At 69.1% G+C, this 15,812-nt stretch carries 10 protein-coding genes; all 10 read right to left on the bottom strand.

Features of this window, described 5'->3' with window-relative positions; all coding sequences use genetic code 11:
- Positions 1-22 precede the first annotated feature (22 nt).
- Entirely contained in the window at positions 23-4,963 is a 4,941-nt protein-coding gene (locus tag ABZW96_RS07160; protein WP_355072209.1) for an NAD-glutamate dehydrogenase, read from the bottom strand.
- A gap of 169 nt (positions 4,964-5,132) precedes the next feature.
- Positions 5,133-5,813, bottom strand: a complete 681-nt coding sequence (locus ABZW96_RS07155; RefSeq protein ID WP_355072207.1) for a hypothetical protein — start codon at positions 5,811-5,813, stop codon at positions 5,133-5,135.
- A 1-nt stretch (position 5,814) separates the two neighbouring features.
- Positions 5,815-6,864, bottom strand: a complete 1,050-nt coding sequence (locus ABZW96_RS07150) for a discoidin domain-containing protein (RefSeq protein WP_355072205.1) — start codon at positions 6,862-6,864, stop codon at positions 5,815-5,817.
- Positions 6,865-6,941: 77 nt separating this feature from the next.
- A complete protein-coding gene (locus ABZW96_RS07145; protein ID WP_039804933.1) occupies positions 6,942-7,295 on the bottom strand; it encodes a helix-turn-helix transcriptional regulator in 354 nt (117 codons plus the stop codon).
- Between the two features lie 16 nt (positions 7,296-7,311).
- Complete coding sequence (gene eccE, locus ABZW96_RS07140; RefSeq protein WP_355072203.1) at positions 7,312-9,033, bottom strand: type VII secretion protein EccE; 1,722 nt, start codon at positions 9,031-9,033, stop codon at positions 7,312-7,314.
- Entirely contained in the window at positions 9,030-10,388 is a 1,359-nt protein-coding gene (gene mycP / locus ABZW96_RS07135) for a type VII secretion-associated serine protease mycosin (RefSeq protein WP_355072201.1), read from the bottom strand. Before mycP ends, eccE begins: the two co-directional genes overlap by 4 nt.
- Entirely contained in the window at positions 10,388-11,911 is a 1,524-nt protein-coding gene (eccD, locus tag ABZW96_RS07130; protein ID WP_355072199.1) for a type VII secretion integral membrane protein EccD, read from the bottom strand. Before eccD ends, mycP begins: the two co-directional genes overlap by 1 nt.
- A complete protein-coding gene (locus tag ABZW96_RS07125; protein WP_355072197.1) occupies positions 11,908-13,500 on the bottom strand; it encodes an AAA family ATPase in 1,593 nt (530 codons plus the stop codon). Before ABZW96_RS07125 ends, eccD begins: the two co-directional genes overlap by 4 nt.
- Positions 13,501-13,534: 34 nt before the next feature.
- The gene (locus ABZW96_RS07120) at positions 13,535-14,365 is read right to left on the bottom strand and encodes an ESX secretion-associated protein EspG (protein ID WP_355072195.1); all 831 of its coding nucleotides are present in this window, start codon (positions 14,363-14,365) and stop codon (positions 13,535-13,537) included.
- Between the two features lie 56 nt (positions 14,366-14,421).
- Entirely contained in the window at positions 14,422-15,786 is a 1,365-nt protein-coding gene (locus ABZW96_RS07115; protein WP_355072193.1) for a PPE domain-containing protein, read from the bottom strand.
- Between the last annotated feature and the right edge of the window lie 26 nt (positions 15,787-15,812).

The following is a 15,812-nucleotide window of genomic DNA, read 5'->3' as shown; positions in this document are numbered from 1 at the left end:
CCTCCGGGCATCGGGTGGAAGATCAGCCCGCGACCGTCGGTGCGACGGTCGACTCACCGCCGCTCACCATGCCGCGCACCTGCCGCGCCGCCACCGAGAGCGCCGCGAGATCGTGCGTCTCGGACGCGAAGATCTGCGCCAGCGCCGCGCCGGCACGGGCCAGCCGAGACCGGTTGGTCGATTCCCAGTACGCGATCTTCTCCGCGGTGCTGTCCTGCGGTTCGGTCGCGGTCAGTACGTCGCGGGTCAGCGACCGCAGCGAATCGTAGAGATCCTCGCGGACCGCCAGCCGGGCCAGCGCCCGCCAGCGCCCGCCGCGCTCCAGCTCGCCCACCGCGGTCACCAGCCGTTCGATCTGGAAGTGCTCGTTGAGCGCGTAGTACAGCGCCGCGACCTCGGCGGGATCGCGATCGGCGATGTCGGCCAGGTCGATCACGTCCAGCAGCGGGAAGCGGTGGATCAAGCCGAACGCTTCCTCGGCGAGTTCCCGCGGCGCGCCGCGGGTGATCGACCGCCGCGAACGCTCGGCGAGGTCGTCGCTGAGGTAGCCGGTCAGCCACCCGGGGACCTGGCCGGAGAGGGCGCGCACGCCGTCGCGGTACCTGGCGATGTCCGCGCCGATCGCGATCGGCTGCGGCCGGTTGGACAGCAGCCAGCGCGCGGCCCGATCCAGCGTGCGCTTGGTCTCCAGCTCCAGCTCGTTGCGCGCCGCCGTGGACATCGGCGTCTGCCTGATCCGCTCCCACAGCGCGTGCAGATCGAAGATCTCCACCGCCGCCTTGTACGCGCGCACCGCGTCGTCGGTGGTCGCCCCGGCCTCTTCCGCGAGCCGGAAGGCGTAGGTGATGCCGCCGTAGTCCACCATCTCGTTGATCACGACGGTGGCCACGATCTCGCGCCGCAGCGGGTGCCTGCCGATCGCCGTGGCGAACCGCTCCCGCAGCGGCGCGGGGAAGTAGGCGGGCAGCACCGACGCGAACGCCGCGCTGTCGAGCAGATCGCCGGCCAGCAGGTCGGCCTTGAGCGAGAGTTTGACGTGCGCCATCAGATTCGCCAGCTCGGGCGAGCTGAGCCCGAACCCCTCGGCGGCGCGGCGAGCCAGTTCCGCCTCGGTCGGCAGTGCCTCGAGTTCGCGGTCCAGACCGCGGCGCTGCTCCAGGTCGTTGATCAGCCTGCCGTGCACCCCGGACATGCCCGCCGCGTCGGCCCGCGACATCCCGAGCCGGAAGTTCTGCGAGATGTTGTCGCGCAGCACGAGTTCGGAGACCTCGTCGGTCATCGAGGCCAGCAACGGGTTGCGCTCGTCGACGGCGAGTTCACCGCTGGAGACCACGGCGTCGAGCAGGATCTTGATGTTGACCTCGTGGTCGGAGCAGTCCACGCCCGCCGAGTTGTCCAGCGCGTCGGTGTTCATCCGTCCGCCGTTGCGCGAGAACTCGATCCGGCCCAGCGCCGTCGCGCCCAGGTTGCCGCCCTCGCCGATCACTTTGACCCGGAGCTGGTCGGCACTCACCCGGACCGCGTCGTTGGACTTGTCGCCCACCTCGGCGTTGGTCTCGGTGCTCGCCTTGACGTAGGTGCCGATACCGCCGTTCCAGAGCAGGTCGACCGGAGCCAGGAGAATGGCTTTGATCATCTCCGGCGGCGACAGGGTGGTGACGCTCCCGGGCAGGTCGAGCGCCGCGCGCACCTCGGGCGTCACCGGGATCGCCTTGGCTGAGCGATCGTAGACGCCGCCGCCGGGGCTGATCAGCGACGTGTCGTAATCCGCCCACGACGACCTCGGCAACGCGAACATCCGCTTCCGCTCCTGATAGGAACGCGCGGCGTCGGGAATCGGGTCGAGGAAGATGTGGCGGTGGTCGAAAGCGGCCACCAGACGAATGTGCTCGGACAACAACATGCCGTTGCCGAACACGTCACCACTCATGTCGCCGACACCGACCACCGTGAAGTCCTGGGTCTGGGTATCGATCTCCATCTCACGGAAGTGCCGCTTGACACTCTCCCACGCACCCTTGGCCGTGATGCCCATCGCCTTGTGGTCATAACCCGCCGAACCACCCGAAGCGAACGCGTCACCCAACCAGAAACCGTAACTCTGCGCCACATCGTTGGCGATATCGGAGAACGTCGCGGTGCCCTTGTCGGCGGCCACCACGAGATAGGTGTCGTCACCGTCCCGGCGCACCACCTGCGCGGGCGGAAGCACTTCGCCGGTCGCGCGATCGACGTTGTCGGTGATGTCCAGCAGGCCGGAGATGAACGTGCGATAGCAGGCGACGCCTTCCGCGCCGAAGGCCTGCCGGTCGGCCGCCGGATCGCCGGTGGCCGCCGGTGGCTGCTTGACCACGAAACCACCCTTGGCGCCGACCGGCACGATCACCGCGTTCTTCACCGCTTGCGCTTTGACCAGACCGAGAATCTCGGTGCGGAAGTCCTCCAACCGGTCCGACCACCGCAGACCGCCACGCGCGACCGAACCGAAGCGCAGGTGCACGCCTTCCACCCGCGGCGAGTACACGAAGATCTCGAACTGCGGCTTCGGCTTGGGCAGTTCGGCGATCGCGTGCGGATTGAGCTTGAGCGACAGGTAATCCAGCGCGGCTCCGGCCGCGTCGCGCCGGTAGTAGTTGGTGCGCAGGGTCGCCTCGATCAGACCGAACAGCGCGCGCAGGATGCGGTCGGTGTCCAGGCTGACCACCGCGTCGATCTCGGCCTGCACCCGCTCGGCGATCTCCGCGGCCCGGCCCGCGGCCTCCGCCTCGACGCCGTCCGGGTCGAAGTACGCCGCGAACAACTCGATGCACGACCGCGCCGTCGCCGGATGGGTGAGCAGCACGCGGGTGATGTTGCCGAAGGTGTAGGCGAATCCGGCTTGCTGCAAGTACTTCGCGTAGGCCCGCAGCAGGGCGACCTCACGCCAGTGCAGGCCGGCGCGCAGGACCAGTTCGTTGAGGCCGTCGACTTCGGCGCGGCCGAACCACATCGCGGTCACGGCATCCGGGAAACGCCGTCGCACACTGGTTTCCGGCAGCGACGCGGCCTCGACGGAGTGCGCCAGCTGCGCGAGCGGCTCGGCGGCGAGCGCTTCCCGCAACGGCGCCGCGGTCACCCGCAGCCCGAAGTCGTAGATCCAGCGGTCCGGCCGGTCCGCCAGCACGACACGGTAGGGCCGCTCGTCGACCACCTCCACACCGAGGCTGTGCAGCACCGGCAGCACGCGGCTCAACGAGATGCCCTCGCCCGCGACGTAGAGCGTGAAACGCCATTCCGGTGCGGCGGAGTCGCCCTGGCGGTAGAGATCGGTGTCGATCTCCCCATCGGACAGCCGCTCGAGGCGGCGCAGATCGGTGAGCGCGTGCGCGGGCTCGTGCTCCTGCTGGTAGCCGGTGGGGAAGGCCGCCGCGTAGTCGGTGGCCAGCGCCTGCGGTACGTCGGACGCGCCCGCGGCCTCGGCGACCAGCCGGTCGCCCCAGGTCCACGTCGTCGCCAGCAGCAGCTCCTGGATCCGCTCGCGATTCTCCTCGGAGATGTCGGCGGCGTCGGCGCCCGGCTTGCGGTGCACCGTGAAGTAGACGACGGCCAGCTCCGATTCGGTGGCCCGCGCCGAGTACGCGATCTGTTCGGCGTCGAACTGCTCGCGCAGGATCTCGCCCATGCGCACGCGGACCTCGGTGGAGTAGCGGTCGCGCGGCATGTAGACCAGGCAGTAGATGGTGTCGCTGCGCGAATCGCGCCGGATGAACAGCCGCACCTGCCGCCGCAGACCCAGATTCATGACCGCGGAGACGGTTTCGAACAGCCTGCGCGCGTCGGTGGAGAACAGCTCGACCCGCGGGAACGACTGCATCATCTCCAGCATGGCCTGCCCGGAGAACGAGTCCAGGCCGAAGCCCGCCCATTCGATGACCTGCAGCACGCGCCGGGAGATGACGGGGATGTCGAGAATGTTCTCGTGCAGGCCCGCGACGGTGAAGGTGCCGACGAAGACGTGTTCGCCCTTGACCATCTTCACGGTATCGCCCCAGGCCGCACGGCCGCTCGGGTCGCTCGCGCCGTAATCGGCCACGCTGATGAAGTACAGATCGCGGGAGCCAGGCAGCAGCGAGTCCACGGAGCCGTTGGCCATCCGCAGCACGGTGCGCTTCGCGCCGACCACGGGCACGCTGATGTCCGCGGTGGCGCCGTTGCCGAGGATGCCGAGCCCGGTGCCGGGCAGCTGCCACGGCTCGAAGGGGGCGTCGGCGCTCGGCGCGGAGCGGCGGAAGTGGTAGTAGCCGTAGCCGAGCGGGGTGAAGTGCCCGTCCGACAGCCAACGCAGCAGACCGGCGGTCTGCGGGATCTCCGCGTCGCCCGCCCATTGCGCCGCCTGATCGAGCTGGTCGGCAACGGTATTGAGCACTTCGACCATGGTCGGCGTGTCGTCGGCCACGCGGCGCAGGTCGGCCAGCAGCGGCGGCAGGGCCTGTTCGATCCGGTCGACCAGTTCGTCGGACAGACCCGCGCCCAGCTGCACGTGGATCCACGACTCGCGCAACGCCCGACCGTCGGTCTCCGCCGCCGGTTCGGCCACACCGTCGCGGGGCGCGATGGACAGCGCCCGGCCGTCGGCGTCGCGCGACACGTCGAACACCGGATGCACGACCTCGGTGACCGTGGCGCCCAGGCGGCGCAGCGCGGCGGTCACCGAGTCGACCAGCAACGGCATGTCGTCGTTGACGATCTGGATCGCGGCGCCGACCCCGGCGCTGTCGTCCGGCCGGTAGACGTGGGTGGTCGCCGAACCGGGCGCGCGCGTGGCCGCCAGTTCCAGATGCTGACGGAAGATCCGCTCGGCCCGATCCGTGATCGCCGACGTCGAGGACCCCGGCTGGATCCACCGGAAGTACGCCGCTTCCAGATCGGTCGGATCATCGCGGAACCGCTTCGATGAAATCGTCTGCTGGGTGGTTGCCACCATCGATCCGTTGCCTTCCCGAGAACTGCGCTCGTACGTGTTTCGTACTTCACATAACGTACCGCTAGATAACGGCACAATCAACAGTGTAACAATAATTTTCCCTGGCGGACATGGGTTACGGCGTCCGGATCAGGGATTTTCCGAGCCCGGCTGACGCGGGGCTGCTACGTCAGCGGACCAGCCCCGCACGCGACAGGAAGGTCTGCGCGCCCGTTCGACCGGCGAAGTTGCTTGTCTCCAACCGGAAGCCGGTCCGGGTGTCCGCGTACCAGACGGTTGCCGACGGGCCGATCGCCGCGTAGACGGGACCGTCGACCAGCGCCGTCCCGCCCGCGCCGCGCCATCGAGAGATGCTGTCGGCCAGACGATCCTGCGGTAGGAGTTCGGCGTAGAAGGTCAGGTCCCGGCCGCCCGCGATATTGCCGAACAACATCGGGTCGGTGGCGGCGATAACGCACTTCTCCCGCTGCCCGCCGGAATCCAGCGGTTGACAGGTCGCCGCCGTGCGCAGCAGATCCGGCATGGCCCGGACCGGCGCGCTCCCCTGCGCAAGCGACGGCAGCGACGGCGAACAGGAGCGCAGACCCCAGACGACGGCCACGACCATCAGCAACCCGAGCACCCCGACCGCCCGCCACTGCCAGCGCGGATATGCCTTGTCGACAAACCTTTTCGCCTCGCCGCCGACCTTCTCGGCGACTTCGGCGGCCTGGGCGGGCAGCTTCTCCGCAGCGGATCGCACCGCGTCGACGGCCGCGCGCAGCGGCGCTCCGCAATGCGCACAGCGGGAATCGGCGCCGGTGTTGCGGTGGCCGCAGTACTGGCAGGCGAGTTCGGGCAGCGCAGACACCTCAGTGCCCCGTGATGACGATGGACGCGATGGCAGTGGTGTTGATCGATGCGTCGCCCTTGGACTCCAGCACGGTCAGCACGATCTTCGAGGCGCTCACCGCCGGCTCCATCTTGGTCACCACCAACGTCCGCTGATCGAGGGTCGGCTGCGTGTAGACGGTCTTGTTGCCGTCGTCGAACTGGTACGAAACCCGGCTGACGGTCCGATACTTCGCCCACTGGTCGGTGCCGTCCGCACTGATGTGATCCCAGCCGGGCACGATGCCGATCGAGTCGATCTGATAGGTCTTGCCCAGGTCGATGGTGATGACCTGACCATCGACCTTGTACGCGCGCACGCAGGACCAGGCCTTGCCCGTCTGCCCGCCGAAAGCGTCCATCCCGGAGGTACTCCCGGGCGGGCACTTCGACTCCGCGGACTTCGGCTGGATGATCGAGCTCGACGGCGGCGCGGGCGAGGCCGAGGACGCGGCAGAGGTCGGCGGCGGCGTGACCACCAGAAGCTGGTTCTGCGCCGTGTTCTTCTCCCCGCCACCGGTGGTGATCAGCAACAGCAACAGCAGCACGGCGACCACCGCGGCGACGATCAACGCGACTTTGGGCTTGCGCAGCTGGACCAGCGCATCCTTGGCGATCTGCTGGGCGGGCGGGAGCCGGTTGGCCGTGGCGGTGGACGTGCGTTCCGGCTCCGGCTCCGGCTCGGACGGCGCGTTCGTTCGGGCGGCGACCGAGGAGTAGTCGTTGGCGAGATCCATCGCCGGGGTCGAATCCTGCGCCTGCCCGTTCAGCAGTGCGAGAATTCGTTCGCTCGCCTTCGGCCCATCGCCGGTGCGACGCCGCGGCGCGACGTCACGCGGCTCCGAGTCGAGATCGGGCAATCCCAGCGACGCGACGCTGTTCTCCGCACCGCCCAGCTCCGCCCCGCCGTCGAAGTCGACGCCGGCGCCGGACGACGCGGCAGAGGACCCGAGCGAAGGATCGGCGAGCAGCGTGTCGAGGACCGCACCTCGATGACGGAGAAAAACGTCTCCCGGGTCCTCGGCGGGCATGGTCCGGATCGTAACCGGACGGAGCCGCCCGCCGAGCCGACGCTATTCCCGGTGGAGAGAACAGCCGACCGTCCGGGTCAGCGCTTCTTCTCCTCGGTCACGAAGTACTCCGGCGGCACGTCGAAGACCCGGGCCAGCGCGATCACCAAATCCAGGCGCGGGATCGCGTCACCGTGGATCAGCCGGTACAGGCCGGACTGCGACACCGGCACGTCCGGGTAGGCCAGTTCCAGGTGCTGCGCCAGCGAGTAGAGCGTCAGCGACCGCGTCGATCCGTCCTCGGTCGAGACGACGGATTCCGCGATCAGCTCCGATAACCGGCTGGAGAAGATCGCCGCAGCTGCCTGTCTCGGGGTCAGAGCGTCCCCGGCGTCCTGATGAGGGAGTTCGCCACCATCGGAATGGGTGTCCGCTACCACGGTGATAGACATTAACCGACCGCTCCCATCAGCTCACGCGACGGCCACCGGGTTGCGGAGGTGCAACCACGGGTCCGGATGCCCCCGCGGGATGCGCGGGCGGGCCGTCGACAGTATCGAAATATCGGGTTTCGCCTCTCGGCTCGATGAGGTCAACCCGCACCGTGCGCATCGGAATGCTCACGTCCACCGCGGTCGCGCTGACCTGGTTGATCGCGAGATCGACCGCACGCCTGCGCGGACCGCCGGGCTCGCTGATGGTGACCGTCGTGTGCGCGTTGGACGCACGCGGCGGCAGATGGTCGAAGACCGCGATGGTGGCCGGGATCTCCGCCTCCGCATTCGCTGCGCCGGTGTGCTCGTCGCCAGGGTCGGCCAAGCGCATGGAGCGCGGGTCGCCGACCGCGGTCACGAGCTGGCGCCAGCTGTCCGGCCGCGCCGAATGGATCTCCACGTCCGCGCCGACCACCATCGCCCGCAGGATGATCTGCTGAGCGACGGGCAGCTTGGCGTGAACGTCGATGGTGCGCCTGCGCGGGTTGAACCGGGCCGGGTCGAACAGCGGCAACGCCAGGGTGTGGCGCGGCTGGCCGCTGATCGCGCCGAGGATCTGGCCGTTCGGACCGATCGCGATGGCCAGCTCGGCAGCGAGATCCTCGGGCGCGATGTCAGCGCCGGACTCGAAGCCGCGCAAGGTGCGGATGGAGCCGCCGGTCGGCAACGACGCCAGCAGGGCCTTCGACTGGTCGCCGCCCAATAGCCGCAGGTAGTCCGGCGGTTCGGTGGTGACAGCCGGGCCGATGAACCGGACCAGGGCGCGTGGCCCATCGGTGTCGGAGGTCAGGCTCACCACCAGGGTGGTGCGGCCGCGGTTCCAGGTCCAGCAGTCGTCCAGGCCCACCCCGCCCAATCGGGACCAGTCGATCAGGAAGCTGGTCACGCACCGGCCGGGGACCGATGTCTGCAGATTGCTCCAGGTCTCCCGAAGGTCGGACAGTTCGATTCCGGCGTGCAGCAGGCGCGTCGCGTCCCGCAGGGCGGCGGCGGGCAACGGTTGCGCGGCGATGCCACGCTCGCGCAGCCGCCCCGCGATCCGATGCGTGGCGCTGGCCAGCGCTTTGGGGGCGACCACCGAGCACGGCCCGCGCTTGCTCAGCGCCGCCAGATTGCGTTCCTGATCGAGCCGGACCACCAGCCAGGTCAGCCGGTCGCCCACCACCGGGTGGGAACCGATCAGCTGGTCGTAGAGCATGCTGTAGCTGCCGGTGGAGCGGACCCGCTGACCGGTCGTGACGATGTCGATGTCGACCGCGATGCCGAACTGGTCCAACATCGGTAGCAGCAGGTCCACCGGGATGGTGTCCTCGGTGTAGAGGGTTCGCTCGGCGATCACAGTGGGCAGATCGAGGTTGGGCGCGAGCTGGATCATCGCGATCAGCGTGTCGCCCGCCTCGTTCACGCCGCACACGCCCGCGGCGACCTGTACGTCCTGGATCTTCGCCGACTGTGTGCGTTCGCGCGCCCGCGCGGTCCGGCCGGTGCGGTAGGCCGCCCAGTCCAGCAGCCAGCGCATCGCGGTCCGCCCGTTCACCCGGACGGTCACCGTGGTGACCAGGACCGTGACCACCACCGCGCTCACCCACCACGGCGTCTTGGCCGACAGCCCGACCAACAGGGGGCTGCCCACGACGACGAAGGCGGCGAACGGACCACGCTCGACGCCGGCGACCCGTACGCTCGGAAAACTCACCGGCGCCTCCGCATCGCGGAACTCAGGTGGCTTCCCGCCAACCCGAGCAGCACGGCAGCGAGGATGACGACGGTCGCGGTGACGGCGGGACGCAGATCCTTGGCCCGCGGCGGAGGAGGAATCGGCAGTTCCGAGGACCGGAACAGGCCCGCGGGTTGCTGGGGCGGTGTGCGGTAGCTGAGGGCGGCCAGCGGGTCGATCATCCCAGCGCCCACCATGTTGTCGATGCCGCGCGCCGGAGCGTGCGCGCTGGCTTGCAGGCGGGAGGCGATCTCTCGCGGAGTCTCGTTGGGGAACCGCGAGCGCAACAGCGCGGCCACACCGCCCACATAAGCCGCGGCGAACGACGCGCCGCCGACCGGCACCAGCTTGTCCGGTTCGCCGACGCCATTGATCAGGCCGCCGCCGCTCGGGCCGAGCGACTCGATGCCGGTGCCGGGTGCGGCGACCGAAACCCACGGTCCGGTGAGGGAATCCGGCATGGGCGCGCCGGTCGCGGTGGTGAATCCCACCGTGAGCACGTCGGCGCCGAACCACCCCGGTGTGGAGATCGTCTTCACGTCGCGCCAGTTGCGAGGGTCGGCGGGGCGCGTCGAATCGATGTCAGGGTTCTGCGCGCAATTGGCGCCACCCCCGGCGTTGCCCGCGCCGGTCACGATGAGCGCTCCGCGCACATGAACGGCATAGCCGATGGCAGCCGAGAGCATGGACTGATCCGCCTGCGCGTCCACCGGCATGCAGATCGGCAGCGACACGATGATCACACCGGCGCCTTGGTTAGCGGCGCGAGTGATCGCCCTGGCCAGGGTCCGGATCTCGACGGCGATCCGCTGGCTCGGATCGGAGCTCGGGCGCTCGGGGCTGAACGCGCCGGAACGGGTGCGGATGGAGATGATCCGCGCGTCCGGCGCCACACCGGAGAATCCGTCCGTGGGATCCGCTGTGGCGCCGACGATTCCGGCGACCAGCGTGCCGTGCGCGTCGCAGTCGGACAGTCCGTCGCCGCCGGCGGCGAGGTAGTCGCCACCACCGACCAGGTTGGGCAGACGCGGGTGAGGCTGCACCCCCGTATCGATGACGGCGACAGTCACTCCGGCGCCCCGGCTCAGCGCCTTGGCGCGGCGCAGATCCAGCGCGAGTTCCGCCGGTGGGGTGCGACTGAGGTCGCTGTCGGGCAGCACGCCCGAGGCAAGGCAGCCCTTCTGCTGCTTCATCGGCTCCTCGGGGCCCGGCGGGTCGTCCGCGGGCGGCGAGCCGACCACGACCTGCGGCGGCTCCAGCGCGACAGCGGGGGCGGCGGTGATCGCCAGCATCACCCCGGCGAGAACCGCGACCGCGGCACTGCCGACCTTCATCAGATTCCTCGCATAGCGGTGTAAACGCCCATGATCCAGAAGGCGATCACCGGAACCATCAGGATCAGGGCGTATTCCACCAAGTCGATGACACGGCGGGTGACCGGGGACAGCCGCTTGCCCGGCAACCGCAGCGCGGCGACACACGCCGCGCACGCCGCCAACGCCACCACGAGTCCGACCACGAGACGCGCGATCGGGGTCTCGTAGGCGCCCACCTCGACGAAGCCGATCCCGCACACGGTGACGACAGACCCGGCGATCAGCGCGATCGCCTGGACCCGGTCGGGGTGCCAGCGCGCGCGCATCGCGAGCAGGCCGCCGATCGCGGCCCCCATGACGATCTCGCGGATGCCACCGGGGCTGACCGCGGCCGAGATCACCGAAGAGAGGGCCAGCACCGTGGAGATCGCGGCGATCAGGCCGCGCAGGCTGGTCACCGCGAGCCGCGCGCGGCCCTCGATACCGGCCTCCTCCGCGGTGCGCTGCCGTTCGCCGACCGCGGTGTGCTCGTCCCCTTCGCGCACCGTCTCCGCGTCGAAGATGTCGGTCAGCGTCGTCGGCGAGACCTCGTTGCCCGGGTCGGGCAGATCCGGCGGCCGGATGCGCGCGATGACCACGGCCAAACGCGGCGCCATGGTCAGCAGCACGATTCCGACGAACACCACTCCACCCGCGACCTGCCCGACGGACAGCTCCACATAGGTCAGCGGCAAGGCGGCGACGGTCAACGCGATCCCGAGCACCGTGACCGCCATCAGGGTCGCGATACCCATCCTGCTCAACCGCATCATGGTGGCGGCGGCCACCGCGGCGACCACCGCTCCAGCGGCCAGATTGGCCGCGGCGAGCGGGCCCGGCTGACCGTAGGCGGGCGGGACCAGCATGGCACCTCCGGCGAACAGCAGCGGCGTCGCCGCCAGCGTCAAGCCGAGGGTGATCATCGCCGGAGTGTTGCGCCTGCGCGACAGCGCGGCGCCCGCCCAGCACAGCCCGCCGAGCAACAGGGCGGGCAGGCCGCACCACAAGGTCGAACCGGTCATGGTCCACGACCAGGCCAGCATGGCGGCCACCGCCGAGGCCCCGATCCCGAGCACGGCCAGACCGACGATCGCGGCGGTGTTCGTGTCGAACTCGGCGAACTCGCGCTCGTTGATCAGAGCGAGGGCGTCGGTGATGTCCTCCACCACCGGCGTGAACACCTCCGCCGACTCGACCACCGACAGCATCAGCACCGTGCCGTCGGTGACGTCGTGGTCGGCGAGGCTGCGCCAGCGCGGAATCGGCGGCTCGCCCGGGCGGGCCAGGCTCCACTGCCCCTGGGGCGGCGTGAAATCGACGTTCTCGTCGTCGATCGCCGAGGCCAGCACGACCAGCAGGTCGTCGATGAACGTCTCGATGGTGAACTTGGTCGGCACCACCACATCGACCTGATACGTGGAGATCATCACGGCGATCCGAGCCCGTGCGACCTCCGCCGACGGCTGCGTCCCGGCAGGCGCGGGCGCGACGGCAGTACTCATCGCCACCCTCCGCGGTCACCGGAGTTGTCGGCGCCGCTGGAGAGGTATCCAGGGAATCCATCGGCCAGCCAGGCGGCCAGCTCCTCGAACGCGAGCACGGTCTCCTTTTCCAACAACCGCAGGTCGATCTCGCCGCCTTCGGCCAGGTGCGCATCGTAGGGCAGCACGCAGGTGGGGCGCTGCGCGGTTTCGAACAGCTTCTCGATCGCGTCCACGTCGACGGTCGGCTTCAGCGGCTGGTGGTGCACGATGCCGACGATCGACTTCGCGATCAGGTGTTGCAGGCCATGGGAGCTCAGCCAGTTCAAGGTGGCCACCGCGCCCGTGACGCCGCCGACGGTGGCCGGGGTGACGACCACGACGGCGTCGCTGGTCTGCAGCACCGTCGACGTCACCGAATCCAGTACGCCGGTCCCGCAGTCGACCACCAGCAGATTGAAGTGCTTGCGCAGGACTTCCACGGCGGTGCTGTACTCCCGGCCGGACAACGCCTCGGTGGCCTCCGTGCTCCACGGCGAGGCGATCACCGCGAGGTCGGAGGAGTTGATCGAGGTGAACGACTGCACCGCGGAGAACGCGTCGAGATTCTGCGACTGCGCCAGATCGCGCAGGGTCAAGCCGTACGGGTGCCTGCAGGTACGGGTCGAGAGGTCGCCGAAGTCCGGGTTCGCGTCGATCGCGACCACCCGGTCCGGGCGCAGGCCCGCGAAAGTCGAGCCGAGCGTCGCCGCGGTGGTGGTGCGGCCGACGCCGCCCTTCACGCTGATCACCGCGATCTGATAGGTCGTGGTCAGCTGGGTCCGGATTCGCGCTTTGCGGTCCTCGGCACGCTGTTCAGCGGGCGAGAGCCCGAGGTTGAAACCGACTTTGTTGAGCGCACCCCGCATTCCGGAGGAGGAGCGCAGCTGCGCGCGTTTCGCGGCGGAGATGTCGGCGAGCAGTTCGATCGAACTGAGCGCGGCGGGCAGCACCTCGATCCGCGGCGTCGGCTCATAGGCGGTGCGGTCGACGCGCTCGGGGACCCAGGGGGTCGCCGAGCCGGACGACCACTCCTCATTCGCGGATGCGGCGTCGGTGCGCGCGATCGCTTGAGACTGCGTGGCGGACTGCTGCTCGGCTCGGTACTGCTCGGCGGACCGCTGCTGTGCCGAATACTGTTGCGCTGCTCTCGGCGCTGCCGCAGGCGGCGCCGAGTAATCCGGCGAAGGCGTACCCGCCTGCGGCGGAGCGGAATTGAACTGAGGTGGTGGCGTACTCGTCTGCGCGGGCGGGACATTCGTCTGGGGCGGCGGCGTGCTTGCCTGCGCATTCATTTGCGGAGGCAGCGTGCTCGCGCCAGTCGGCGGCGTCACCATTGCCTGGGTCGAGCGTGGATCGGGTTCCCCGGCGGGCGGCCGTGGCTCACGCGGCGGGCCGATCACGGGGTCAGCGGGCGTGGGGTTGTCGGCGTCCTGCCGGGCCTCGGGGGCGGGGCCGGGTGCGACGGCCGCGTCGGTCAGCTCGTTCGTCGGTGCGAAGTACGCGTCGTAACCGCCGCGAGCGCGCGCGGACTCGGCCTCATGACCGTTTCTGCTCGGTGCTCGGTTCATTTCCGTCGTCCTCTCGACAAACACGGTCCGACGTTCAGCTCGTTCTGCTGGTGTCGAACCAACTTCGACCGGGCAGCAGGTCGATCAACGCCCCGATACCCGACCGTAGGGCCGCGTCATCGCCCGGCGCATATCTTGCCCACTTCCGTCCGTCCATCGCGACGCTCGGAGTCACGATGAATCGCCCCGACAGCGTATCCACCACGTTCACGCTGGATACGGACTGCGCGGAGCTGCCGTCGTGGTGCTCGATGATCACCACTTCGGCCCGTCGGACCACCTCGTCCAGCACCCGGCTCAGCACCGCGGCGGCATGCGGTTCCGCCCCGAGTTCTACCAGGGCGCGCCGCCGTTCGTCCTGTTCATCGGGAATCTCGCCGAATTGCTCCACCGTCGCGGCGACCGGCTCGAACTGCAACACCGGCGCCGGACCGAGAGCGGCGAGAACGGCCGCCGGCAAGGTGTCGAGCTGGTCGTCCTGCTGGAACACCGACTGGATGACGACATGGTCGTCGGAGCGCACCGCGAGTACATGGGTCTCGCCCGCGCGCACCAGTGACATCCGCACCATTCCTTTCGGCTGGCCATCCAAGCCGGTGTCCAGGATCCGTACCGCCATTTCCACGTCCGGCCGGTACAGGCACCGCAGCCAATGCTCGACGACCGGGTGCACGCGTCCGTCCTCGAGCACGCCCACTTCGGTGAGCTGCGCGGCGACTACGGCATGTACCCGATCCCGATCCTCGATGCGGTAGATGTTCGGCAGCAGCGCCAATACCGGCGGATAGGACTCGATGTCGACCAGATGCTGTAACAGCAGGGCCGCATCGACATTCAGGTCGATTGCGACCGGATCGTCTTCCACACCTTCCTCGAATGTATTGTGATCATCTCCTTCGACTGGATCGGCCTCGGCGCGCTTCACCGAGGACGTTCTGGGGAGGCGAGCACCGCTTCGTCTTCGTTGTCGTTTCGCTCTATGACGCCGACCGCCAGCACCGATTCGAGCATCGGCTCGTCTCGGCCGTCCCGGTCCTCGTACTCGATGACCCCGATGACAGGAGGTTGCTCGAGTACCGGAACATCCTGCGGTTCGCCAGGGACGAACACCTTCGACGACCTCTTCTCGTCGTCGCGGCGTCGTCGCATTCGCGCCTTGGGCGCAACCGCACCGCGCGGCGGGCCCTTCCTGGCCATCGGTCCGGACGCCGCTTGCTGCGGCATGGCGCCGAAGGCCCGCCCGGCTCCTGGATTCCAGTTGGTCGGCATCCGGAAACCGGTCGCGGCTCCTGGCATCGATCCGAGGCCGCCGCGGGCCATATTGAGCGCGACGAGACTCCCGGCCCCACCGCTCAATGCGGCCAACGTCGGCGAGTTCTGCGACGTGCCGTAGAGCCAGGAATCGTTCGTGGCTCCGTCTCCCATGCCGTTCATTCCCGAATCCCCGGACCAGCCATTGGCGTTCGGGTCCGGCGACAATTGCTCGGGATTCGTGGCCGGGTCCATCGGATCCGTCGGCTGGGTCGGATCCGCGGGCTGAGTGGGATCAGTTGGCTGGGTGGTGTCGGTGGGCTGTGTGGTGTCGGTGGGGTTCTGATCACCGCCCGATCCGGTGTTGTTGTCCGTTCCGGTCGGCCCATCGCCCGTAGACGTCGACGATAGGTCCGTCTTGGTGAAGTCGCTACCGGTGTAGTCGGTCGGGTTGTCGTAAGACACGTTTTGCGTCTGCGGGCCCGGCCCTGGCCCGCCCGTCACAATCGGGGGCGCCTCGAGCGGTGGCGGCAATGCGGCGAGCGTGGGCACCAGCGCGTTGGCATAAGCGCCCATGACGCCGAGGGCGGCCCCTCTGAGCGCAAGCAACTCGGCTTCGGCTTCGAGGAGGGCCGCCCCGCTCAACGGTCCGAAGCCGCCGCCGAGCGCGATACCCTCTTGGGCCCGGACCTGAGCGGCCTTGGCGGCGAGGACCCCCATGGCGGCCTTCGCCGCAGTGGAGATGTCAGCCGCTCGGTCCAGCAACTGGCCGGTTGCCTCGGCCACGGTCGCCTGCTCACGCAACCATGCCGCATGTTTGCGGAATGCCGCCTGTGCCTGGTCCGCGGTGAGCGCTTGGAACGTCGCACTCATCTGGAGTATCGAACTGTCGGTGTTGGCCGCGGCGGCATTCAATCGCGCGGCCATTGCCGTATAAACCTTGGCGGTCGCCCGCGTCGTGGCGACCCCATCGCCGGCGAGCACCGGGGCGATGATCCCCTCCGGCCCCAGCGCGCCGAGTACCACAGCAAGCATCTCGTCAGCTTTCGCTCGCGCTGTCC

Origin of the sequence: Nocardia sp. NPDC004168, assembly GCF_040610355.1 — a bacterium.
GTDB lineage: Bacteria > Actinomycetota > Actinomycetes > Mycobacteriales > Mycobacteriaceae > Nocardia > Nocardia sichangensis.
This window is presented reverse-complemented; position numbering and strand designations above follow the sequence as displayed.